This is a genomic window from Arcobacter peruensis, assembly GCF_003711085.1.
GTDB classification, from domain to species: Bacteria; Campylobacterota; Campylobacteria; order Campylobacterales; family Arcobacteraceae; genus Poseidonibacter; species Poseidonibacter parvus.
Window position 1 is genome coordinate 1728965 of sequence record NZ_CP032363.1, and the last position, 21121, is coordinate 1750085.

Below are 21121 nucleotides of genomic sequence, written 5' to 3' on the forward strand. Positions count from 1 at the left end.
AATAAGAAGAGGAAAACCCTCTTCTCTTTATTCTATAAGAATCCCATTTCTTTCATTAAAGAACCAATTACTTCTTCTTGTTTTTCTAGGAAAGATTTAAATTCTGTTGTTGGTTGATATAAATTTGCCCAACCATTTCTTTTTCTAACAACTTCCCACTCAGGTGTGTCATACATTTTTCCAATCACATCAGCAAATGCTTGTGTTTTTTCTTCAGAAAGGTTTGGAGCGCCAAAGAATCCTCTCCAGTTTGCAAAAAATGCATCTGCACCCATGCTTTTGAAACTTGGAATTCCTTCAATATTTTCATTTGAAGTTACACCAATAATTCTTAATTCACCTTTTTTATGCTTTTCTAATACTTCACCAAAACCTGTTGATAAAACATCTACTTCACCAGTTAATAAACCAGCAAGTGCTTTTCCACCTGCATCATAAGGTACATATCTTACTGATGTTGGATTTCCACCAGCAGCTTTAAAAATTTGAGCAGCAACTAAATGATCCATAGAACCTCTTGAACTTCCACCTGCAACTTTTACATTTCTAGGACTTTTATCAAAAGCAGCTTTTACATCAGCCCATGATTGGTATTTAGAATCATTTTTAACAACTAAAACTCCATAATCAGCGACAACTGAAGAAACTAAAGTTAAGTCTCTAAAAGACTGAGGAAAAACACCTTGAAGAGATCTAATTACAATTGGAGTTGAATTTACCATTAATGTGTTTTGTTGTTTTTTAGCAGTTTCAATTAAGTATGCAATGGCTTTACCACCACCGCCACCTGACATATTTTCAAATGATGTTTCTTGAACAAGATTTGATTTCTTTAAAGCTTCACCAACACCTCTAGCAGTTCCATCCCAACCACCACCAGCTCCTCCAGGAATTAGGAAGTGAACTTTATCAACACTTGATGCAACAGAAGATGTAGCAAGTCCTGCAACTAAACATCCTGCAAATGCAAGATTCTTGTAAACTTTTGTAATCGAATTTTTCATAATTTAGCCTTTTATTTTTTATATAAAAGCAGTATAAAGGAAAAAAATGTAAGAAAAATAAAATCACAAATTTATAAGCTAATAAAAATAAAAAAAAAGTATAATCGCTTTTAATATTTCAATTAGGAAACAAATTATGAACTTAGACTTAATATTACAAAATATTTTAAACCCTCCTATTTTATTCTTTTTTCTTGGTATGCTTGCAGTTTTCTTTAAATCAGAACTATCGATTCCACAGCCTTTACCAAAGCTATTTTCTCTTTATTTATTAATAGCAATTGGACTTCATGGGGGATATGAACTTTCAAAAAGTGGTATAGATATTTATATTTTTAAATCACTTGGCTTAGCTGTATTTATGGCAACACTTGTACCAATTTATAGTTATTTTATCTTGCGTATAAAACTCGATACCTATAATGCAGTTGCAGTTGCTGCCACATTTGGTTCTATTAGTGCAGTTACATTTATTACTGGAATTACTTATCTTCAAACAATTGGAGTTGAGTATGGGGGATATATGGTTGCAGCTATGACGCTTATGGAATCACCTGCAATTATCATTGGTTTAGTTTTTGCAACATTATTTGCAAAAGACAAAAATGACAAAGATAATAAAGAAAAAACAGGTACAAATTGGGGTGAAATTTTAAGAGAAGCATTTTTAAACCCTTCTGTTTATTTACTTGTAGGTGCTTTAATTATTGGAATTTTAACTGGTCAAAAAGGTTGGGATTCAATGGAGCCATTATTTGGTACATTATTTAAAGGAATGCTTGCATTCTTTTTATTAGATATGGGAATAGTAGCTGCTAAAAGAATTTATGAACTAAAAAAATTAGGACTATTCTTAATTATATTTGCAATAGCAATGCCAATTTTTAATGCCTCACTTTCAATGGCATTAGCTTACTTTTTTGAATTATCAAAAGGTGATGCATTTTTACTTGCACTTCTAAGTGGTAGTGCCTCTTATATTGCAGTTCCTGCAGCTATGAGATTATCAGTTCCAGAAGCTAATCCTGGTATTTATTTACCACTTAGCTTAGCAATCACTTTCCCTTTTAATATATCATTAGGGATACCATTATATTACTATTTAATAAATTTACTTTGGGGGTAAACTATGAAAAGCATGAAAAAAATCGAAATGATAATAGAATCAATTTATTTAAATAAGGTACTAGATTTATTTAAAGAAAAAGATATTACGGGATATACAATCATCAAAGATATAGAAGGCTCAGGTGGTCATGGAATAAAAATGGCTGATCAGTTTAGTGATATACAAAGTAATAACTATATTTTTACAGTATGTGATAGCTCAAAATTTGAAGAGATAAAAGAAGAAATAAGAGCCTTTACTAAAAGATACGGTGGGAAATGTATCGTTAGTGATGCGATGATGTTACTATAAATCTTTTTAAACTAATTCTTATAATTTGAATCATAGAACTATTAGTTCATGATTCAACACTACACAAACAATAAACGAACTCTTTACGCAAGATACACATAAAAAATCTATAATACACTTATCAAACAAACGAAAATAAAAAATTAATATTTAAAAGGATTTTAAAATGAAAAAATTATCAACAACTATTATAGGATTAAGTTTATTAGCAGGAAGTGCATTATCAGCACAAGATACATTTGCAAGTTTTTACCCAGTTGAGAACGATGATACACCAAGTTATCTTTCTTCAGTTCAAGATGATTCAAAAGCTTATCAAACTTTAGCAGTTGCAACTAGTGATAACAAAGTATTTGCATCTTTTTATCCTCTTGAGAACAATGATTCTCCAGATTATTTAAGTTTTAACAATACGCAAACATCAGCAGCAAGTACTAATATTTTAGCAGCATCTGCTATTAGTCATTGTACACTAGCTTCTTTCTATCCAGAAGAAGATACTGATACTAGACTTCATACTTCTTGTTAATAATTTAACAAGAAACCCCTCTCCTTAATTTAAGAAGCTAGCAATTTATTTTGTTAGCTTTTTTTTACTTGATTTTACAAGAATTCATAAGCACTAAAAATCAACCTATCTCTATTTTTCTGCTTAATTACAATCGTATAGTTTGTATCATTAGATACTACTTCAAAATACTCTATATCTTCTAAGAGGATATCTATAAAAGCATTATCATAAAATTCAATTGGAGTATCTTGAAATAAAAACTTATCTTTACTTTCCATTCTAATTAGTTTATCATTTGAAGAAATAAGATATGTTACATAACTATAAAAAGGATTATGATATGTATTTGAAGTTTTAAAAGTAATTTGTGTATTCTTATCATTATCTATTTTAAATGTAATCTTAGTTGTTTTTTCAAGAATATCTTCAAGAAAGATATTACTTAATTGATTTGTTGATTTAATGTCAATTTCTTTTGTTTTAAATTGTGTATTTGAAAGCTTCGTTTGATCAAGAACTTTATATAAGAACAATAATAGAATCATAAAAATTGTAATAGATATTACTACCTCAAGTAGTGTAAAAGCTCTTTTCATAATCACAACTTAATTTTAAAAGAATACATATTTTTTTTTATATCATCTTCTATGCTATAACTTGTTTCATATGTAGTGATACTAAAATTTACAACATCGTTTTTAAAACTTGCAGTATCTACTTCTTCTTTTTTTACTTTTATTTTAATATCTTTTAATTCTCTTCTTATATCATCATTTTTAAATGTATATAATTTTCCTAAATATCTATTTTCATTGATATTATCTTTTTCATTGATATTAATTGCTGTTTGAATATAATCTTGGAACACAGATTTTTCTTTACTCTTAGTCACTAAAAAGATATTATCACTTTTAACTTGTAACAATGTAAGCATTACAACACTTAACATTATTATTGCGATAATTACTTCCATTAATGAAAAAGATTTTTTCATTTATTTAATACCAATTCTTACAGCTTCAGCGACTGAAGTTTCACCATTTTCTAGCATTAATCTTAATTGTTGGTCTAATGATATCATTTCATTTTTAGCAGCTAATTTCATCAAAGTATTATCATCAACATCTGTTTTTAGATACTCTTTTACTTCTTCTGTTAGAACAAAAAGCTCACCTATTGCAATTCTTCCTGTGTAACCTGTAAATTTACATTCATTACAACCGCAAGGTTTATAAAGCTTTATGTCTTTATTTAAATTAAATAAAGCATGTGATGCCTCAGAATCATCCTCTTCTTTACACGCTTCACATAATTTTCGAACTAACCTTTGTGCTAAAACTGCTAAAAGAGATGAAGAAATTAAAAAGTTTTCAATTCCCATATCCATAAGTCTTGTAATTGCTGCAGGTGCTCTATTTGTATGTAAAGTTGAGAAAAGTAAATGCCCTGTAAGTGCAGCTTGAACTGCTATGGAAGCTGTTTCTTTATCTCTAATTTCTCCAAGCATAATGATATCAGGATCTTGTCTTAAAATTGATCTTAAACCAGAAGCAAAAGAAAGCCCTACTTTATCATTTACTTGGATTTGTGAAAATTTATTTGATTTATATTCAACCGGATCTTCAACTGTTATAATGTTTTTTTCAACACTTACAACTTGGTGTAATAATGAGTGTAATGTAGTTGATTTTCCACTTCCTGTAGGTCCTGTAACTAAAACCATTCCATATGAGTTTTTAAGTATTTTTTCTAATTCATTTGTAATATAAGAAGGAAAACCTAACTCTTTTAAAGATAAAATATCTTCACTTTGCATCAGAATTCTCATTACAACTCGTTCACCATAAAAAGTAGGAAGAATTGAAACCCTAATATCTAAAGTTTTTCCAGCAATTTTAATTTGTGTTCTACCATCTTGAGGTATTCTTTTTTCAGAAATATCTAAATTTGAAACAACTTTAATTCTTGAAATTACTAAAGACATAATATTCTTATCAAGCTCTATATGCTTTGAAAGTACCCCATCAACACGGTACCTTACTTCTGCTTTAAATTCATGCATTTCAATATGAATATCTGAAGCTTGTTTTTTTATTGCTTGATAAAAAAGTGAATTTACAAATTTGATAATTGGAGCAGATTCTTCTGATGTTAAAATATCACTTCCAACTTTCAAAAACTCACTAACTGAAAAATCTTCATCTTCAATTGTTGCATCTTCTTGTTCTTGTTGAATTGCGTTCATTTCTTTATCTGTTCTAATTTCCAAAAACTTATTGTAAAGTTTTTCATAAGAGATTTCATCTAAAAACATTACTTCATATTCATATTCACATTTTGATAAATAATCAAAAGAAGTACTCATATATTCTTTTGATAATATAATTACAATTTCATCATCAACTTTAGAAAATAAAACATAATTTTTTAAAGCAAAAGTATAATTCTCAATTTCATAAGGTAATAGATTGGTATTGTGTATTTCTTGAATATTCATCTAGTTTCCTAATATCTCAGCAACTCTTTTTTCATGCTCGGTTCTGCTATCTATATCCTCATTTTGGATATTTAAAGCTTTATTACTTTGATTTTTTATATCTTTATACTCTTTATCTAGCTCTTGCATTTTAGCTTTATATAAATCTTCTTTTTTTAAATTATCAATTTGTTTTTGTTTTAACCTAATTAATGACTCTTTTAAATACTTATCTTCTAATAATTTTAATTCAGATAATTTATCTCTAACATAAGTTAAATCTTTTGATTTTGGAATAATATAAGGCGTAACAATAATAACTAAGCTTTTCTTTCTTGAATCAGTTTTATCATGTGTAAATAATTTACCTAAAAGAGGAATAGAGCCTAAAACAGGAACTTTACTTTCTGTTGATTCTACTTTATCTTCTATTAATCCACCTAAGATTACAGATTCTCCATTTTTTACAATTGCTGTAGTTAAAACTTCTTTTTTTGTTGTATCTGCATTTCCACTTGTTGTTTCTGTAGTTTTTACATCTTCTAAAACAGTTGTAATTTCTAAAGTAACTTTATTATCATTGGAAATACGTGGTTTTACTTTTAGAGTTAAACCAACATCTTCTCTTGAATAATTATCATTAGTAGTTCCTGCATCTGATACAGTAGATGAAGTTTTAACAGAAATAGTTTCACCAACATAAATTGAACTTTCTTTATTATTAATAGCTAAAATTGATGGTTCAGAGACAATATCTAAAGCTCCATCTTGGTCTAACAAACTAATTGAAGCTCCAAGTGCTAAACCAGATGTAAGAGTAGGAATAGATAAACCAATATCTCCAGGAGTAAATGCGATTGAACTTCCTCCATTTAAACTTGAAGAAAATGTTCCTAAGCCTTTACTCCCTGTTCTTCCTCCTAAAATTCCATATTTGATTCCAATTTCATCAACTAAAGTATTTGTAACTTCAATAATTCTAGCTTGTACATAAACTTGAGCTTTCTCTTTATCTAATTCGCTAAGTAATGCTTTTATATAATCAATTTCATCAGAAGGTCCCATTAAAACAATTGAATTTGATTCTTCATCAACAGATGCTAATGGCTTTGCATTTGGATCTAGGTATTTCTTTTTTCCAATAATTCCATCAATGATTTTTATTACATTTGAAGCTTCAACATTTTTTAATGAAATTACTTTTACAACTCTTTTAACTAATGAATCATTACTATCTATATTTTGAATATATTTTTTTAAATATTTTATATTTTGGTTTTTACCAACTATTACAAGAGAATTATCATCTGCATTTGAGATAATTGAAACTTTTTCAGTTTCTATTTTTTCATTAAAAATTGATTTTGCTACATTGATTAAATTTTTCTTTGCATCATCTGCTTTGATATTGTCTAATCTAATGATTTCAATACTTTTCTTAGCACCATATGTCATTACATTAACAACCTTTTTAACTGTATTAATATTGTCTTTAAAATCTGTAAGTATTAAACTATTTGATTCTTTATTAGTAACAAGTTTTGCATTTTTTGAAATTAAATGTCTGATTTTTGAAGCAATATAATCTGCATTTGCATTATGAACAGGAAAAACTTCTGTAAGCATTTGATAGTACAATTTACTATTATTACCGTTAACAACAGGTACATTATTCTTTGCACTATCATTTAGCTTTACAATTCGCATTATATTTTTACTTTGAATAAGTGTGTAGCCTTTTGCTTCTAATGAATAAATCAATATTTTCACTAAATCTTTTCTGTCAACTGGTTTTGTTGAAATAAAATCTACATTACCTTTTATATTCTCGGTTACTAAAATATTTTTATCTATTATCTTAGATGTGATTTTAACCAAATCCATGATTTTTAAATCTTTAAAATTAATATTTAACTTCTCATCTGCAAAAGATGAAAAACTAAATATTAATACTAATACTAATAAAACAACCCTAATCAATTTCATAATTTAACTCCACTATTTCATTATTTCTTAAAACTTCTATATTTAAATATTTAATATTATTAATATTGTTATAAACTTTGAATGCATCTTCATACGATTCTAAAGTATTATTGTTTATAGATTTAATTACATCATTCTTCTTTAATCCTAACTTTGTAAAAGCTGAATTTTTTTGAATTCTTTTTACTTCAAATCCTTCGATTTTACTATTTTTTCTAATTTCTTGAATTTGAATATTTTCCCAAATTTTATCAATATCATTTATATATGAATTTAAATAACTTCTTTTAATCTTAACATTTGAAGCATCTTCAATAATATTTATATTTGTATTTTTTTCTATTTCAGAAACTAACTCTTTTAATTTATTATTTGCTTGTTTGATATCTAATCTATACTCTTTTGCTACTTTTTCCATAATTACATAGTCTTTATATAATCGCGTAAGAACATAGCCATCAATATCTTCAAATTGGGATAAAATATAACTTTTTTGTGTTCTTTTATTAACAATTGTTATCCAACCTGAATTTGATACTGTTGAATATATAGCTTTTAAATTATAATTTACTAAGGTTTTTTGATTATCTTTATTCTCTTTTTTTACTTTTGCTTTAACTTTGATACTATTTTTAGAATAAAAGCCATCAAATTTTTTATACTCTAAAAAAGATGTTGATTTTTCAATATAATCAACTCCATTTTTTGGAAGAATGATAAAAACAACTGTTGCAATAATATATGCAATTAGAAATATAAATAAGTAAGGAATTGATTTTTGTATCAATTTATTAAATCTTGTATTCATAAATTCTTTTCCCATATATATTTACCATCAATTAATTTCATTTGTTTTAATAATTTGCTATATTTTCTTTTCATAATAGGAGATGCTTTTAATTCTAAGATTATCTTTTTTGCAAAGATATCTAATTTTCCATTTATCTCTCCAAAACTTCCATAACTTTGTATTTTAACATTTTTAAAATCCAAAACTGAATACTTTATATCAATATTTTCAATTAATGAAGGAATCATTCTAGATAAACTCTCACCAACTTTTACATTAGAAATATTAATATTATTAAAAAACAGAAAAGTAGAAAAAGACATTTTATCTATAACTGCTACATTAATTCCTTCATAATAAATTTTTGCATCACTAACATTTAATACAAATAATTTTTCGTCTCTTTTCTCATTTGAAATTATTACTTCTTCATTTGATAATTTATGTTCAAGTAAATTATATAAAGACTCTTTAGGTAAAAGTGTAATTATGAAAAAGAGCAATAATACTAAATAGAAAAAGAATTTAAATATTTTTTTCATTAATTAAGTCCTATTTCTAAATTGATATTAGTTTTTTCTATCAATAGTTTCTTTATAATCATTTGCTTATTTAAAACCCTATTTAAAAAATTGTTTAAAGCTTTTTCATCGCTTGAAGTAATACTTACTTTTATACTGTTTTTTGTTTCAAATCTTGATATTTTTGAGTTTACATATATTTTATTCCTTAGAATCTGATCAATTGTTTTATTTATATTTTTTTTATTATTCCAAGTTCTTTGATATGCCTGATAATCTTTTGCATTTTTACTAATAGACTTATATTCACTGTTTTTACTAAAAAAGTTCTCTTTTTCAATATTTAAAAGATAAAAAGATATCAATAAGATAGTAATAAAAAGAGCGATGATATATAAAGGATTTAATCTACTCATAATTTAATCCTTATATTTAAATCTTTTCCATTAATATTACTAGATAATATTTTATATTTTTTTGAGATATAATCTTCTATATCTTTTTTATTAGAATTTTCTAAAATTAAACTCAAATTTTCAGCTTTTAAATTTATTGTTTTAATTTTGATTTTATTTTTAACTAATATATATTCTAAGAAATCTCTTTTACTAATTTCATTTTCTAATTTTTTACTATTACTTTTTAAAATAGCTTTAGTTTGTAGCAAACTTTTTGGAAGATTAGATTCTATTTTAATTTTTTCTATTTTTTTATCTATGATTTCTACTTCTTTTTTATAATCAATAATTTTATATATATTCAATATTGAAATACTAATTAAAACAAAAAGAATTGAATAGATTTGTTTTGAAGTTAATAAATTATTATACAATTTGATATTAACTTTATTTGAAGACAATTCAATAGAGTCTATTTTTTCTGATAAATCAATGGAATTACTTGTAATTAATTTAGGAACTTTTATTAAAATTCCATCCTCTGAGTACATAAAAGATTTTCCATCACTATTAAACTGCGTAAATTTTTTACATTCATTTTGTGCAAAATATACTCCATTAACTAAAGATAAAGAGATGCCTGATTGTTTGATTACATCATATATTTTTTTATTGATATAAGCAAAGCATAAATATTTATTCTCTTCAAGTTTTATAACCTGATATGATAAATTTGTTATATTTTCTAAAATATCTTCAAATAATGTTGGTAAAACATGCCTTGCTTGCATTATATTTTTTACAGGAATATCAAATATCCTAACCCAGTAAAATTCTGGAGAAAGTATAATGTCTACTTTTTCTATTGTTGCAATCTTAGTATTAGTACATAAGAACACTTTTTTATTTTTATTTGAAACTAGACTCAAAATATGCCACCTTACCTTCCTTATCAAGTATATAATAAGCTTTAAAAAGCTCGTTTAAATGATTAATCTTTATAAAAAGTTCGTATAAATCGCTATTAGCACTTTTATTTATAAAACCTATTTTATTTTTTATATCTAAAATTTCATCACTATAGGTATCTTTTATAAATTTATCAATAATAAAATCAAGTTGTTTACTATTTTTTATAAACCTATTATCTTTTTCTTTATATTGATTCTCTTGTACTCTATAAATATCTTTAAAACTATAAAAACTTGAGATATTATATTCATTAAAAAGCTTTTCAATACTATTTTCTTTACTATCTTTTGAACTTAAAGAATTTACATCAACCTTATCATATTTTACAAGAGTGAATAAAAGTTCACTATTCCCTACTTTTGTGGGAATTGATAAGTTATCATTTTCCAAAAGAAGTTCATCTATTGATTCTTTATTATCTTTAATAACTTTACTTACTTCAACTTGAGCATTGCTAGTTAACGTAATCATTTGCGTTTTATTTAATCTGCTACTTTGCTCTTTTATATAAGAATTAGTATCTTCCAAATTCTTTAAAATCAGAATTGATAATGCAGAAATAAATAGAAGTGAAATTAATAAAACAATTGATTTTTTCATATTAACCCAAGTTCATTGAAAATATTGGTAATAACATTGAAATCACAATAAATCCAATTGTAACACCAACTATTAACATAAATACAGGTTCCAATAAAGCAAGAAAAATATCTGTTTTATCTTTATTTGCTTCATTATATAAAGTTGCAAGATTATTAAGAATTTCATACATTCTACTAGTATCTTCACCAATTGCAATCGAATGAATAAAAGCCTCATCAATTTTATAAATATTATTTGTACTTAATAATACTGATAACTTTTTCCCTTCAACTACACTTTTAGAAGCTTCTACAAATACCCTTTTAATCACAGAGTTTTTTAAAATATTAGCACTTAAATTTATACTTTGTACAATAGGAACTCCAGATTTTATTAAAATAGAATTCATGTATGAGAATCTTGCTAACTCGCCTTGTTCAATCATTGTTGAGAAAAAAGGAAGTTTTAAAGTAAATTTATCAAAGGCATATTTGAATACTTTTGATTTTTTCATTAATATTATAAACGAAGTTATAATCACAAATAAAATTGCTAATATATACATATAATTAGTTGAGAAAAAATCTCCTAAAGCAATTACAATTTTAGTACTCTGGGGTAATTCTTGATCAATCTGAGTAAAAATACTTGTGATTTTTGGAACAATAAAGCTTAACATAAAACCAACCATAAAAAAAGAAATAAACAGAATAAATAAAGGATAAGCCAAGGCTGAAGAAACTTGTTTTCTTATTCTATCTTGCTCTTTTAAAAAATGAGCCAACTCTAACAAAACAGATTCTAATAATCCACCATTTTCACTAATTTTTACAGATTGTTTAAAAAATTCTGGAAGATTAACTACATTTTGAGACTCTAAAGAAACATAAAAATTCTTTCCTTCATCTAAATATGTTGAAATTGATTCAAAAAATGAGTTAAGTACTTTATCATTTTTGTATCTTTGGTTAAGTAAGTTAATAGCTGAGATTAGCGATATTCCTGAGTTTAAATAAATACTTAAATCTCTAGAGAGATAAGATAAAGAAGATAAGCTAAGAGTTTTTTTTCTTTTTAGTGAAAACTTTGATAAATTAAAATCTTCTTGACTTAAAGAAGTGTATAAAATACCTTTTACTTTTAACTTTCCCTTTGCTTCATTTAAATTTAAAGCTTCAATTTTAGATTTAACTTTTTTTCCAGTAGAGTCAAAACCTTGATATTTAAAAAGCATCTTGAACCTCTATTTGTTTCTCATCAAATGTATTTAATACTTCATTTGTTGAAGTAAATATTTTAGCTTCATTAAATATTGAATTAAACAAATAAACTTTTTCATCTAATGTATCTAAAATAATTTCGCTTCCTTTATAATCACTATTAATTGAAAATAAAAAAACAATATTTTCACTTATATTGTTAATATTAACATCTCGATAGTCAATTACATTCATATCTTTATTGTATTCATAGACTTCTGGTTTTTCTTCAAATACATTTTCAATTATAAAGTCTTCTTTTATTTCATCATCAATTCTAATATAACACTTCAACTCTTTTTGAATACATAAAAAATCAAGTTTTTTCTCAAATTTGAAATTTGATAATAAATATTGCTTCAAAGATTTTAATGAAAAGTTACTACTTTCATTTTTTACAGAAAAATTAGTGTTTGAAAAAACTAAGTAATATGTAGTTGTAATTAAAATGATTACAACTACTAACTCCAATAGAGTAAAAGCTTTTTTCACTCTATTCAATTTCAATTATTGATTACACTTTGAATAATAAATATCATCAGCTGTACTTTCTTTTTTATCAGAACCAAGTGATATTAAATCAAAGTCTTCTTCACCTTGAATATAAATAAATTCATTACCCCAAGAATCCCTTGGTGCTTTTCCATCTTCAAAATATTTTTTTTCTACAAGAAGAGAAAGACCTTCTTCAGTTTTTGGATATGATGAAGTATCAAGTTTAAACATTTTTAATGTTTGAGCAATACTTTTCATTTGAATACAAACAATTTTACTTTTTGCTTCTTCACTTTTTCCTGTTAAGTTTGGTAGCACGAACGCTGCTAATAATCCAAGAATTATAATTACAACCATTAATTCCATTAAAGAGAATGCTTTTTTCAATAATTTGCCTTTTGTCTCAATTTATATATAAAATAATTATATTATAACAAAATTCTAATTAAGTGTTAAATTTAAAAGGTAAAAGTGAACAAGTTTATTAATAAAAACAACTATAATAAAATATTTGGAATTAAAATGACAATGGTTATTGAAAATTAAAATTTTATTATGAGTGTATTAATTATATGAGATATTAAAATCCCTATAGGTAATGAGCCTATAGAATTTAACAATTATTTAGAAGTGTTTTTAAGTACTGTAAGTAATTCAGATGAAAGTATTATTCCTGCTTTACTACAAGCATCAAATATGTTTTCATTGTTTTGAACAAGTCTTATACAAATTTCTTCTTTTTCTGTTAGTTTTACATCAATTATTGACATGATTATCCTTTATTATTTTGTTTACATAAAAATAATGATTTAGCGAGGGATAAATTATTAAGTTAGTGTGTTTTAGTGGTACTCCCAGCACGATTCGAACGTGCGACCTACGCCTTAGAAGGGCGTTGCTCTATCCAGCTGAGCTATGGAAGCATTTATTTAAAAGTAAAAAAGCCATAAACAAAAAGTCAAAAACTTTTTATTTATGGCTTTTTAATGGAGCGGGAAACGAGACTCGAACTCGCGACAATCTGCTTGGAAGGCAGAGGCTCTAGCCAACTGAGCTATTCCCGCAAAAGTATAAATTCAGTAAACTGAAGATACTTTAAGTATAAATGGTGCGGATGAAAGGACTTGAACCTTCACGCCGTAAAGCACTAGATCCTAAGTCTAGCGTGTATACCAATTTCACCACATCCGCATAAATATCTTTTTTACAAAAAAGATTAAAAAAAGTGGTACTCCCAGCACGATTCGAACGTGCGACCTACGCCTTAGAAGGGCGTTGCTCTATCCAGCTGAGCTATGGAAGCATCAAAATATTTAAAAATGGGGTAAGTAACCGGAATCGAACCGGCGACCCTCTGAACCACAACCAGATGCTCTAACCAACTGAGCTATACCTACCACAATTTAAATGGTCGGAGTGAAAGGACTCGAACCTTCGACCCCCTGGTCCCAAACCAGGTGCGCTACCAGGCTGCGCTACACTCCGACAGTCACTATTCTTACGAAAAGTGGACGGAATTATATTATGTTTTTGATCTTTTGTCAAGAGTTAATTTAACAAAATCAGAAATTTTGTTAAATTTTATAAAAACATTACTTTATTTTGTATTTTCTTCTATAAATTTCAAGTACTTCTTACTTGAATTACTAATATCTATTTCAATAATTTCAGGAACATCATAACTGTGATGTTCTTTTATTTTACTTTTAACTTTATCAAAGTCTTCTTTTTTAGTTTTTATATTAACTAAGATTTCATTGTCACAACAAAACTCATCGTGCCAATTATAAAAAGACTCAATTTCACTTAATTGAACACAAGCTGCAAGCTTTGAATCAATTAAAACTTTTGCAATATTCTTTGCTTCAGCTTTTGAAACACACGTTGTTTGGACTAAAGTAATATTCATAATCTTCTAACCTCTTCTATTAAATCAGATGGAATAAGTGAAAAATCATTTTTCTTATAATTAGCTCCAGCTAATGCATGTGCTAAAGAAGCACTAATCGCAGCATCTAAAGGCTCATAGCCTTGAGCAAGAAGGGAACCAACTAACCCACTTAAAACATCTCCACTTCCACCTTTACTTAAAACTGCACTCCCAAAGGTATTAATATACAAGTTCTTACCTTGAGAAATTATTACATTTGTTCCTTTTAATAGTAAAACTACTTTTGGATACTTGCTAGTAAATTCTTCAACATATTTTATTCTATTATTTTGTAATTGTTCTACAGAGATATCTGCAATATTGCTTAATTTTAGAAGGGAACAAAACTCTTTTGGATGAGGAGTAAGAACAATATCTTCATCTAAAGCATCAAGTAATAATTCATCATAAAACAAATCTGCATCAACTATTTTTTTCACATCTTTTGCTAATATTTTCTGAACCTCAGCTATTTCATAATTTCCAAGTCCCATACCAATTGCAATTGCTGTACAATTTTTACTTATAAAATGTGTTTGCATAATATGATAAGGTAAATCTAAATTTTCATGACAAACAACACTTACAATCCCTGTACCAAAACCAAAAGCCGCTTTTGCTGCAATTATTCCTGCACCTTTTTTACAACCTGCAACTACATTTAAATGTCCGTAAGAGCCTTTGTGTGAATTGTGTTTCTTTCTATTTGGTAGTTTTAAATCTTTTTTTTCTAGAAGGTATTTATTTGTAGAGGTTTCATATATTTCTCTTTGAACCCCAAGATTAGCTACTTTTATCTCACCTACAAAATCTTTTGCAATATCTGAAAACAATGAAGTTTTTAAAGCTCCCATTGTAATAGTTACATCAGCATCAAAAGCAACACTTTTAACTTGTCCATCAAAAGAAATACCACTAGGTATATCGCAAGCTATTTTTATTGCATCTAAAGAATTTAATTCATTTATCAATAAAACTGCATCATCGTCTAAAGCTTTATTTAAACCTGTTCCAAAAATACAATCAACAATAATATCACTAGAAATTACTTCTTCAATAATTGGAATATCTAGTGCTTTCGCTCTTTTTTCTTGAAGTATTGCCATTTGTGATTTTGCTTTTGAATAAAAGTATAAAGAAACATCAAACTTTTTATGTAACAGTCTTGCAAGTGCAATTCCATCAGCTCCATTATTTCCACAACCACAAGCTATTAAAATAGTTTTTTTATCACTATGATTTTCTTGAATATATAATTGCATACTTAAAGCAGCATGTTCCATAAGTATATCTTCACTTAATCCAAACTCTTCGTAACATCTTTTATCTAGTGAGTTTACTTCATCAAATATTTTTTGCATATATAATCCTAATCTATTTTTTCTTTAAAACCTCTATTAAAATACCTTGAATAACCGCACCAATAATTATATAAATAAAAAGTATTCCAGTAAAAAGTGCTCCAAAATAATCTATCATAATTGGAATAAAAGGTATTTTAATTGCCCTTGTATACATAAAAGTAGCTAATAAGCCATTTTTTAAGCCATTTTCTTTTAATTGAGAAAGCATTGGATACCAAACATACATTGGACCAGCACTTATAATTCCACCTAAAATGGAATAAATCCATGCTTTAACTCCACTATCTTTTCCAAAATGTTTCATAATAGATTTTGGTTTTAGAAAATAATTAAGTATTGTTGTTATAAGAATAATCATAACAAAAACTGGTAAAAGTTTTACTAATACCTCATAGCTTTTTATTAAAGATAAAAAAGAATTTTCTCTATCGAAAATAAAAAGTGCGAAATAAATAATTATTACAATAATTAAAAATTTAAGTCCTTTAAATTCTATTTTCTTATTTTGTTTATTATTTTTGTTTTTATTCATGATTGAATCCAAGTTACCGTTATAACTGTTAAAATAGAGATAGTAAGTGTTGTTATAAAAGCTAATAAAGTTCTATAAAGTGTAAATCTTGCTCCAAAAACTTCAACCTCAGCTGGTAACTGAACAACTCCAAGAGTTACCCATGATAATACAAAAGCAGTAACAGCATATAAAGAAACACCAGAATCTCTTAATTCTCCACCTAAGATATAAGAAATCATTGGATTACCAGTTAAAACTGCCCCCATTGAAGTTCCAATTGCACTATCAATAAAATTATTAGAAACAAACATAGAAGCTAACATTTCTTTTGTAATATATGTATCAAAAAGACCAAGTACTAATATAATTGCAAAAAGCATAGGAAGCATTGAAACTAAACCTATTATTGCTTTTTTAAAAGATTCTTTAATCATTGTTATTCTTTAATTTCTAAACTTCCAACCATCACTTTGTAATATAGTGATAATTTTTTCTTTCACATCGCCTTGAAGTTCAATCCATTCATCTCTAATAGCACCACCACAAGCTAGTTTTTTCTTTAAAAGTTTTAATACTTCTTTTTTATCTGTATCATTTAAAGAAAATCTACCTACTAAAGTAACAGGCTTTCCTTTTCTTTTTTCATAAGTAAATACTAATTGATGTTGATTTTTTGGTAAAATTTCATTTTTATTGAAAGTACTTGGAGCGGTAGGTTTATTAACTTTATTATTCTTTTTATTTGCTTTTGGCTTTTTTGCTTTCTCATCATACTTTGATGTGTCGTGATTATCGCCATCAAGTTTTGCACCCATTTCAAATATCATTTAAAATCCTTTTAATCTTGATTGAATATCAATTTCATCTACGTTTATAAAATCATTCATCTTATATTGCTCAACTGCTACTCGACCAATCATAGCTGCATTATCACTACAGTACTTAAGTTGGCTTAGATATAAAGCTGTACCATTTTTTTGGCATAACTCTTCAATTTGAGTTCGTAAGTGAATATTTGCACTTGCACCTCCAACAATGGCAAAGTTCTTAGGTGCTTTTTGCTTAAACAGTTTTTTTGTTTTTTGCATTATATGTGCAACTGCTGTTTTTTGAAATGATGCACAAATATCATATTTATCTTGGATCTGAATATTTCCATCTTCACAGACACATTTTTCAATTCTCATTCGAACAGCATTTTTAAGTCCTGAGTATGAAAACTCAATATTTGGACTTTGTCTTAAAGGAACTGGCAATTCAAATCTATTCTCATTACCTTTTAATGCATATTCTTGAACAACAGGACCACCTGGATATCCTAGACCTAACATCTTTGATACCTTATCAAAGCTTTCACCAAAACTATCATCCATTGTACTTGCTATTAGATTCATATCATTTAATGAATTTGCTTCTATTATTTGAGTATGTCCACCTGAAACTAATAAAATAGTCATTGGCAATACTTCTTCTTTTTCTATAAAAAGAGAATATATATGACCTTTTAAGTGATTAACTGAGATAAGAGGAATATCCAGCGAAATACTCAAAGCCTTTGCCATAGTCACACCTTCCATTAGTGTAACTGATAATCCAGGTGCAGATGTAACTGCTATTGCTTTTAGTTTTGGAAAATATTCCACACACTCTTCAAGTATCTTTGGTAAGGCTTCAATATGAAGTCTTGCAGCTAATTCAGGAACTACTCCGCCATAAACACTATGTTGTAATTCTTGAGATATTTTTTTGTGATAAACAAGCTCTAAAGTTTCAATGTCTGTTATTGCAATTGAGCTATCATCGCATGAACTTTCTATACTTAAAATCATTTATTTAACCAGTCTAATGCAAAATCAATTGAGCCAAAACCTGAGTCTGCGTTTATGTGTCCTGCATTTCTTAATACATTAATTTCTACATTTAAAACTTCTTTTAAATCTAAAGCTTCCTCTTCACTCATATATGGATCATTAGTAGAAGCTATCATAATCACTTCTTTTGCTTTTAAATCTTTTGCAATAGGATAAGGGTAAAAAGTACTAGCAGCATATACAACTCTGTTTCTACTAACTGGTGCAACAAGCATTAATTTATCTAAGCATATATCTAAATCATCACAAGTGTGAAACCATAAAACATTTGCAAGGGAGTGACAAATTACAATGTCAGGATTAAAATGCTTTATTTCTTTTGTTAAGCACTCTTTCCATTCTTCTAATTTTGGATTATCTCTGTTTGGAAAAGAAGGAAAAGATACTGTAAAGTGTTGCGAAATTAGTTCACCTGCTAATTTTGCTTGCCAATGAGGGTAATCACTTCCACCAAGACCGTGTAATATTAAAACTTTTTTATTCAAAATTCAAATCTCTCTTTATATATTTCTAATACATCTAACATATTTATTTTTATGTCTACTATCAAAATAAGGTGTTCCACTTACAAAATGCATATAATCAGCATAGAACCACAAAGTTCTCCAGTGTGATTTTTGCGCCCAATAACCATCTGGCACATTGTATTTAAAAGCTTTTTTTATGTAATTTTTGAAATTCTTTTTATCAACTATTAATTCAAACTCTTCAATCTTTGGAATTCGCCAGTTTGAATATCCTGCAAAACTTAATTGCTCACAATATGTTATAGCATCTTCATGAGTTTTTAAAACTTTTACAACTGAAATATCATCAACCCACATAAGTTTTGCATTTGTATCAACAACTACTTTTGAGCTTTTTCTGTATATTTGTGCATCTAATAAAGATACAAAAATAAGAAATAAAATTAAGTACTTCATTACTTATCCTTTTTTATCTCACTTATTTCAAACTTACCTTTTTCCAGCATTCCTCTTGCGCTTTCATCTGTCAATTCTACACTAACTTTATAACCAGTTTTAAATACTAATCCTGCAAGTTTTTTTACTGGTTTTTCTTCTTTTTCTTTTGAAGTTGTTGCATGTTTTTTCCACTCCTGAAGTTTTTCTTCATAAACTTCAACTATTTCTTTTTCAAACTTACTTCTTGAATAGATTAAATATACAACCAACACTAATAAAATTCCAAAAGGAATTAATAAATCAACACTCACAATATGCTCTCACTTCTTTATCAATTGCAAAAATATCATCTAAAGTGTTTATTTTTACATTGTTAAATTTATTTAATGCCTTAAGTGAAATTCTTGATACATCTAAAAAGCCAATTTCTGAGTTTAAAAACTTAGAAACTCCTACTTCATTTGCTGCATTTAAAACTACACCTAAATCAAGATTATTTATAATCTCATCTTTTGCTTCCCAAATTGGATATCTTGAAGTTTCTATTTTTTTAAATTCTAAGGAACCTACTTTCACTAAATCAACTGGTTCTAAAATAGGAGTATCGCACTTTCCTAAAATTGCATAAGCAATTGGAAGTTGCATTGAAGCATTTGCAATATGTGCTGTTGTACTTCCATCTTTGAAATTTACCATTGCATGAATTAGTGATTTTGTTTCAATAATCGCATCAAGTTTTCTAATATCAAATAGCCATGCAGCTTCCATAAGTTCAAATATTTTATTTGTCATAGTTGCAGAATCAATTGTGATTTTATTTCCCATTGACCAATTTGGATGATTTAAAGCTTCTTTGATTGAAACGTTTTTAAGCTCATCAAGAGCATAATCTCTAAAAGAACCACCACTTGCAGTTATTGTCATTGAATCAATAGCTTTTTTTTGAATTAAATACCATAAGCCAAAATGCTCTGAATCAATAGGACTAAGATTTGTATAATCAATAAATTTACCAGCAACGACAAGTGATTCTTTATTTGCCAGAGCTAACTTTTTACCGCACTCAATAGCTTTTAGTGTTGGTTTTAATCCTAAAAATCCAACAAGTGCATTTACAACAGTTTCACTCTTAGAATTTTCAATTGCATTAAGTATTTCATCTTCGCCAAAAGTTACATCAGAATGATTTACTTTTACAATATCAACTTTGTTTGCGATAACTACTTTACTAGGTTTAAACTCTTCAATTTGTTTATTTAATACTTCAATATTACTTCCAGCTACTAATATTTCAACATTTAAGTTAAATTTACGTGCGATATTTAAGGTATTAACACCAATTGAACCAGTAGAACCTAGTATTATCATCCAAGAACCCTAAGTAATACTAACATTACAATTGCACCAAAAAGATAACCATCTGTTCTATCTAATATTCCACCATGACCTGGTAAAATATTTCCACTATCTTTTATATTTGCTTCTCTTTTTAAATATGATTCAAATAAATCACCAAACACAGAAGCAAAAGCTACGATAATTGATATTACGAAAGCTGAAACAATATGAAGATTATCATTTGCAAAATATGTTCCTAAAATTGCAGCTACAACAACACCACCTACAACACCTTCAATAGTTTTATTAGGGCTAGTTTCACAAAATTTAGTTTTACCAAAACTTTTACCAACAAAATAAGCACCCGTATCAGCACCAGCTACAACTACAAGTAACCATAATAAAGTCATAACTCCGTATTCACTGTAAAGTGATAAAAGAAAAAGAAAAGATGCAGTTGGATAAAAAAGAGGTAAAAACATTTTTTTATCAAGTGTTTTTTTGTATGCAAGTTGTGAAGCATAACCAATAGCAACAATAAAAATCAAATCTTCAGGTGTTGGATAAAAATATGCAGCGAACCATAAAAGTGCAGAATAAACATAAATACTATCACTTTCTAATTGGAAAAGTTTTTTTGCTTCAGAAATAGAAATCATAAGAAGTGTTCCAAAAAGTGCCCACATAATGAAATATGAATCAATATATCCTATGATTATCATAGCAATAATCAAAACTAAACCTGTTTTTATACGAGTTGAACTCTCTTTTATAATGTTAGCCAT

The 21121-nt window shown here is 27.0% G+C and carries 28 protein-coding genes and 6 tRNA genes; 3 read left to right on the forward strand and 31 right to left on the reverse strand.

All coding sequences use genetic code 11. The features are described from left to right. Positions 1 to 32 precede the first annotated feature (32 nt). Complete coding sequence (locus D3Z07_RS08680; protein WP_122893646.1) at positions 33 to 1004, reverse strand: tripartite tricarboxylate transporter substrate binding protein; 972 nt, start codon at positions 1002 to 1004, stop codon at positions 33 to 35. 136 nt (positions 1005 to 1140) lie between these two features. Between D3Z07_RS08680 and D3Z07_RS08685 the strand changes: the two genes are divergently transcribed. From D3Z07_RS08685 to D3Z07_RS08695, 3 genes are all read left to right on the forward strand, one after another. Next, positions 1141 to 2130, forward strand: coding sequence for a sodium-dependent bicarbonate transport family permease (locus tag D3Z07_RS08685; RefSeq protein WP_076083349.1), 990 nt, complete (start codon positions 1141 to 1143; stop codon positions 2128 to 2130). Positions 2131 to 2133: 3 nt separating this feature from the next. After that, entirely contained in the window at positions 2134 to 2424 is a 291-nt protein-coding gene (locus D3Z07_RS08690; RefSeq protein WP_076083347.1) for a P-II family nitrogen regulator, read from the forward strand. A gap of 166 nt (positions 2425 to 2590) precedes the next feature. Continuing rightward, positions 2591 to 2953: a hypothetical protein gene (locus tag D3Z07_RS08695; RefSeq protein ID WP_122893647.1), complete on the forward strand. Its 363-nt coding sequence runs from the start codon at positions 2591 to 2593 to the stop codon at positions 2951 to 2953. Positions 2954 to 3027: 74 nt separating this feature from the next. Here the strand turns inward: D3Z07_RS08695 and D3Z07_RS08700 are convergent, their stop codons facing one another. The 30 genes from D3Z07_RS08700 to D3Z07_RS08840 form a co-directional block, all read right to left on the reverse strand. Continuing rightward, positions 3028 to 3531 (reverse strand): prepilin-type N-terminal cleavage/methylation domain-containing protein, encoded by a 504-nt coding sequence (locus D3Z07_RS08700; RefSeq protein WP_122893648.1) that lies wholly within the window; start codon positions 3529 to 3531, stop codon positions 3028 to 3030. A 2-nt stretch (positions 3532 to 3533) separates the two neighbouring features. Beyond that, entirely contained in the window at positions 3534 to 3929 is a 396-nt protein-coding gene (locus D3Z07_RS08705; protein ID WP_076083338.1) for a type IV pilus modification PilV family protein, read from the reverse strand. Next, on the reverse strand, positions 3930 to 5432 hold the full coding sequence (locus D3Z07_RS08710; protein ID WP_122893649.1) for a GspE/PulE family protein: 1503 nt from the start codon (positions 5430 to 5432) through the stop codon (positions 3930 to 3932). It abuts the gene before it with no gap. Beyond that, positions 5433 to 7397 carry a secretin N-terminal domain-containing protein gene (locus D3Z07_RS08715; RefSeq protein WP_122893650.1) on the reverse strand — a complete coding sequence of 655 codons (1965 nt, stop codon included), beginning with the start codon at positions 7395 to 7397 and terminating at the stop codon, positions 5433 to 5435. Further along, positions 7384 to 8220 carry a PDZ domain-containing protein gene (locus D3Z07_RS08720; RefSeq protein ID WP_076083332.1) on the reverse strand — a complete coding sequence of 279 codons (837 nt, stop codon included), beginning with the start codon at positions 8218 to 8220 and terminating at the stop codon, positions 7384 to 7386. Before D3Z07_RS08720 ends, D3Z07_RS08715 begins: the two co-directional genes overlap by 14 nt. Then, positions 8202 to 8729, reverse strand: a complete 528-nt coding sequence (locus D3Z07_RS08725) for a hypothetical protein (RefSeq protein WP_076083329.1) — start codon at positions 8727 to 8729, stop codon at positions 8202 to 8204. The genes D3Z07_RS08720 and D3Z07_RS08725 overlap by 19 nt, the downstream gene beginning before the upstream one ends. Further along, positions 8729 to 9124: a hypothetical protein gene (locus tag D3Z07_RS08730; protein ID WP_076083326.1), complete on the reverse strand. Its 396-nt coding sequence runs from the start codon at positions 9122 to 9124 to the stop codon at positions 8729 to 8731. Before D3Z07_RS08730 ends, D3Z07_RS08725 begins: the two co-directional genes overlap by 1 nt. After that, entirely contained in the window at positions 9121 to 10035 is a 915-nt protein-coding gene (locus tag D3Z07_RS08735; protein WP_076083323.1) for a hypothetical protein, read from the reverse strand. The genes D3Z07_RS08730 and D3Z07_RS08735 overlap by 4 nt, the downstream gene beginning before the upstream one ends. After that, on the reverse strand, positions 10016 to 10678 hold the full coding sequence (locus tag D3Z07_RS08740; RefSeq protein ID WP_076083320.1) for a hypothetical protein: 663 nt from the start codon (positions 10676 to 10678) through the stop codon (positions 10016 to 10018). The genes D3Z07_RS08735 and D3Z07_RS08740 overlap by 20 nt, the downstream gene beginning before the upstream one ends. Before the next feature lies 1 nt (position 10679). Continuing rightward, on the reverse strand, positions 10680 to 11894 hold the full coding sequence (locus D3Z07_RS08745) for a type II secretion system F family protein (RefSeq protein WP_122893651.1): 1215 nt from the start codon (positions 11892 to 11894) through the stop codon (positions 10680 to 10682). Further along, entirely contained in the window at positions 11884 to 12426 is a 543-nt protein-coding gene (locus D3Z07_RS08750) for a type II secretion system protein (RefSeq protein ID WP_076083314.1), read from the reverse strand. Before D3Z07_RS08750 ends, D3Z07_RS08745 begins: the two co-directional genes overlap by 11 nt. Beyond that, complete coding sequence (gspG, locus tag D3Z07_RS08755; RefSeq protein WP_076083311.1) at positions 12427 to 12801, reverse strand: type II secretion system major pseudopilin GspG; 375 nt, start codon at positions 12799 to 12801, stop codon at positions 12427 to 12429. It abuts the gene before it with no gap. A gap of 233 nt (positions 12802 to 13034) precedes the next feature. Further along, positions 13035 to 13184, reverse strand: a complete 150-nt coding sequence (locus D3Z07_RS13875; protein ID WP_164707215.1) for a hypothetical protein — start codon at positions 13182 to 13184, stop codon at positions 13035 to 13037. Positions 13185 to 13260: 76 nt separating this feature from the next. After that, positions 13261 to 13337: transfer RNA gene (locus D3Z07_RS08760), tRNA-Arg, on the reverse strand. A gap of 64 nt (positions 13338 to 13401) precedes the next feature. Beyond that, a tRNA-Gly gene (locus D3Z07_RS08765) sits at positions 13402 to 13478 on the reverse strand. Positions 13479 to 13520: 42 nt separating this feature from the next. Then, positions 13521 to 13605: transfer RNA gene (locus D3Z07_RS08770), tRNA-Leu, on the reverse strand. A gap of 35 nt (positions 13606 to 13640) precedes the next feature. Next, a tRNA-Arg gene (locus tag D3Z07_RS08775) sits at positions 13641 to 13717 on the reverse strand. A 17-nt stretch (positions 13718 to 13734) separates the two neighbouring features. Continuing rightward, a tRNA-His gene (locus D3Z07_RS08780) sits at positions 13735 to 13811 on the reverse strand. Positions 13812 to 13822: 11 nt separating this feature from the next. Continuing rightward, positions 13823 to 13899 (reverse strand) — tRNA-Pro (locus tag D3Z07_RS08785). Positions 13900 to 14011: 112 nt separating this feature from the next. Then, the gene (gene cutA / locus D3Z07_RS08790) at positions 14012 to 14323 is read right to left on the reverse strand and encodes a divalent-cation tolerance protein CutA (RefSeq protein WP_122893652.1); all 312 of its coding nucleotides are present in this window, start codon (positions 14321 to 14323) and stop codon (positions 14012 to 14014) included. Further along, a complete protein-coding gene (locus tag D3Z07_RS08795; protein ID WP_122893653.1) occupies positions 14320 to 15705 on the reverse strand; it encodes an NAD(P)H-hydrate dehydratase in 1386 nt (461 codons plus the stop codon). The genes cutA and D3Z07_RS08795 overlap by 4 nt, the downstream gene beginning before the upstream one ends. A 13-nt stretch (positions 15706 to 15718) precedes the next feature. Then, positions 15719 to 16240, reverse strand: coding sequence for a permease (locus tag D3Z07_RS08800; RefSeq protein ID WP_122893654.1), 522 nt, complete (start codon positions 16238 to 16240; stop codon positions 15719 to 15721). After that, positions 16237 to 16656 carry a permease gene (locus D3Z07_RS08805; RefSeq protein ID WP_076083299.1) on the reverse strand — a complete coding sequence of 140 codons (420 nt, stop codon included), beginning with the start codon at positions 16654 to 16656 and terminating at the stop codon, positions 16237 to 16239. The genes D3Z07_RS08800 and D3Z07_RS08805 overlap by 4 nt, the downstream gene beginning before the upstream one ends. A gap of 9 nt (positions 16657 to 16665) precedes the next feature. Continuing rightward, positions 16666 to 17049 (reverse strand): SUI1 family translation initiation factor, encoded by a 384-nt coding sequence (locus D3Z07_RS08810; protein ID WP_122893655.1) that lies wholly within the window; start codon positions 17047 to 17049, stop codon positions 16666 to 16668. Beyond that, the gene (tsaD, locus tag D3Z07_RS08815) at positions 17050 to 18051 is read right to left on the reverse strand and encodes a tRNA (adenosine(37)-N6)-threonylcarbamoyltransferase complex transferase subunit TsaD (protein ID WP_122893656.1); all 1002 of its coding nucleotides are present in this window, start codon (positions 18049 to 18051) and stop codon (positions 17050 to 17052) included. Then, positions 18048 to 18578 carry an RBBP9/YdeN family alpha/beta hydrolase gene (locus D3Z07_RS08820; protein WP_122893657.1) on the reverse strand — a complete coding sequence of 177 codons (531 nt, stop codon included), beginning with the start codon at positions 18576 to 18578 and terminating at the stop codon, positions 18048 to 18050. The genes tsaD and D3Z07_RS08820 overlap by 4 nt, the downstream gene beginning before the upstream one ends. A 15-nt stretch (positions 18579 to 18593) precedes the next feature. After that, the gene (locus tag D3Z07_RS08825; protein WP_122893658.1) at positions 18594 to 19016 is read right to left on the reverse strand and encodes an Lcl C-terminal domain-containing protein; all 423 of its coding nucleotides are present in this window, start codon (positions 19014 to 19016) and stop codon (positions 18594 to 18596) included. Next, positions 19016 to 19309 (reverse strand): hypothetical protein, encoded by a 294-nt coding sequence (locus D3Z07_RS08830; protein ID WP_122893659.1) that lies wholly within the window; start codon positions 19307 to 19309, stop codon positions 19016 to 19018. The genes D3Z07_RS08825 and D3Z07_RS08830 overlap by 1 nt, the downstream gene beginning before the upstream one ends. Continuing rightward, positions 19299 to 20366, reverse strand: a complete 1068-nt coding sequence (gene dxr / locus D3Z07_RS08835) for a 1-deoxy-D-xylulose-5-phosphate reductoisomerase (protein ID WP_122893660.1) — start codon at positions 20364 to 20366, stop codon at positions 19299 to 19301. The genes D3Z07_RS08830 and dxr overlap by 11 nt, the downstream gene beginning before the upstream one ends. Beyond that, positions 20363 to 21121, reverse strand: coding sequence for a phosphatidate cytidylyltransferase (locus tag D3Z07_RS08840; RefSeq protein WP_122893661.1), 759 nt, complete (start codon positions 21119 to 21121; stop codon positions 20363 to 20365). The genes dxr and D3Z07_RS08840 overlap by 4 nt, the downstream gene beginning before the upstream one ends.

Excerpts from the sequence above, each read along its gene's own strand:
- D3Z07_RS08745 (WP_122893651.1), bottom strand. The coding sequence starts at position 11,894 with ATGCTTTTTAAATATCAAGGTTTTGACTCTACTGGAAAAAAAGTTAAA.
- D3Z07_RS08690 (WP_076083347.1), top strand. The coding sequence starts at position 2,134 with ATGAAAAGCATGAAAAAAATCGAAATGATAATAGAATCAATTTATTTA.
- D3Z07_RS08740 (WP_076083320.1), bottom strand. The coding sequence starts at position 10,678 with ATGAAAAAATCAATTGTTTTATTAATTTCACTTCTATTTATTTCTGCA.
- D3Z07_RS08825 (WP_122893658.1), bottom strand. The coding sequence starts at position 19,016 with ATGAAGTACTTAATTTTATTTCTTATTTTTGTATCTTTATTAGATGCA.
- cutA (WP_122893652.1), bottom strand. The coding sequence starts at position 14,323 with ATGAATATTACTTTAGTCCAAACAACGTGTGTTTCAAAAGCTGAAGCA.
- D3Z07_RS08715 (WP_122893650.1), bottom strand. The coding sequence starts at position 7,397 with ATGAAATTGATTAGGGTTGTTTTATTAGTATTAGTATTAATATTTAGT.
- D3Z07_RS08695 (WP_122893647.1), top strand. The coding sequence starts at position 2,591 with ATGAAAAAATTATCAACAACTATTATAGGATTAAGTTTATTAGCAGGA.
- D3Z07_RS08705 (WP_076083338.1), bottom strand. The coding sequence starts at position 3,929 with ATGAAAAAATCTTTTTCATTAATGGAAGTAATTATCGCAATAATAATG.
- D3Z07_RS08685 (WP_076083349.1), top strand. The coding sequence starts at position 1,141 with ATGAACTTAGACTTAATATTACAAAATATTTTAAACCCTCCTATTTTA.
- D3Z07_RS08725 (WP_076083329.1), bottom strand. The coding sequence starts at position 8,729 with ATGAAAAAAATATTTAAATTCTTTTTCTATTTAGTATTATTGCTCTTT.
- D3Z07_RS08680 (WP_122893646.1), bottom strand. The coding sequence starts at position 1,004 with ATGAAAAATTCGATTACAAAAGTTTACAAGAATCTTGCATTTGCAGGA.
- D3Z07_RS13875 (WP_164707215.1), bottom strand. The coding sequence starts at position 13,184 with ATGTCAATAATTGATGTAAAACTAACAGAAAAAGAAGAAATTTGTATA.
- D3Z07_RS08720 (WP_076083332.1), bottom strand. The coding sequence starts at position 8,220 with ATGGGAAAAGAATTTATGAATACAAGATTTAATAAATTGATACAAAAA.
- dxr (WP_122893660.1), bottom strand. The coding sequence starts at position 20,366 with ATGATAATACTAGGTTCTACTGGTTCAATTGGTGTTAATACCTTAAAT.
- D3Z07_RS08840 (WP_122893661.1), bottom strand. The coding sequence starts at position 21,121 with ATGGCTAACATTATAAAAGAGAGTTCAACTCGTATAAAAACAGGTTTA.
- D3Z07_RS08805 (WP_076083299.1), bottom strand. The coding sequence starts at position 16,656 with ATGATTAAAGAATCTTTTAAAAAAGCAATAATAGGTTTAGTTTCAATG.
- D3Z07_RS08730 (WP_076083326.1), bottom strand. The coding sequence starts at position 9,124 with ATGAGTAGATTAAATCCTTTATATATCATCGCTCTTTTTATTACTATC.
- D3Z07_RS08800 (WP_122893654.1), bottom strand. The coding sequence starts at position 16,240 with ATGAATAAAAACAAAAATAATAAACAAAATAAGAAAATAGAATTTAAA.
- D3Z07_RS08700 (WP_122893648.1), bottom strand. The coding sequence starts at position 3,531 with ATGAAAAGAGCTTTTACACTACTTGAGGTAGTAATATCTATTACAATT.
- D3Z07_RS08795 (WP_122893653.1), bottom strand. The coding sequence starts at position 15,705 with ATGCAAAAAATATTTGATGAAGTAAACTCACTAGATAAAAGATGTTAC.
- tsaD (WP_122893656.1), bottom strand. The coding sequence starts at position 18,051 with ATGATTTTAAGTATAGAAAGTTCATGCGATGATAGCTCAATTGCAATA.
- D3Z07_RS08810 (WP_122893655.1), bottom strand. The coding sequence starts at position 17,049 with ATGATATTTGAAATGGGTGCAAAACTTGATGGCGATAATCACGACACA.
- D3Z07_RS08710 (WP_122893649.1), bottom strand. The coding sequence starts at position 5,432 with ATGAATATTCAAGAAATACACAATACCAATCTATTACCTTATGAAATT.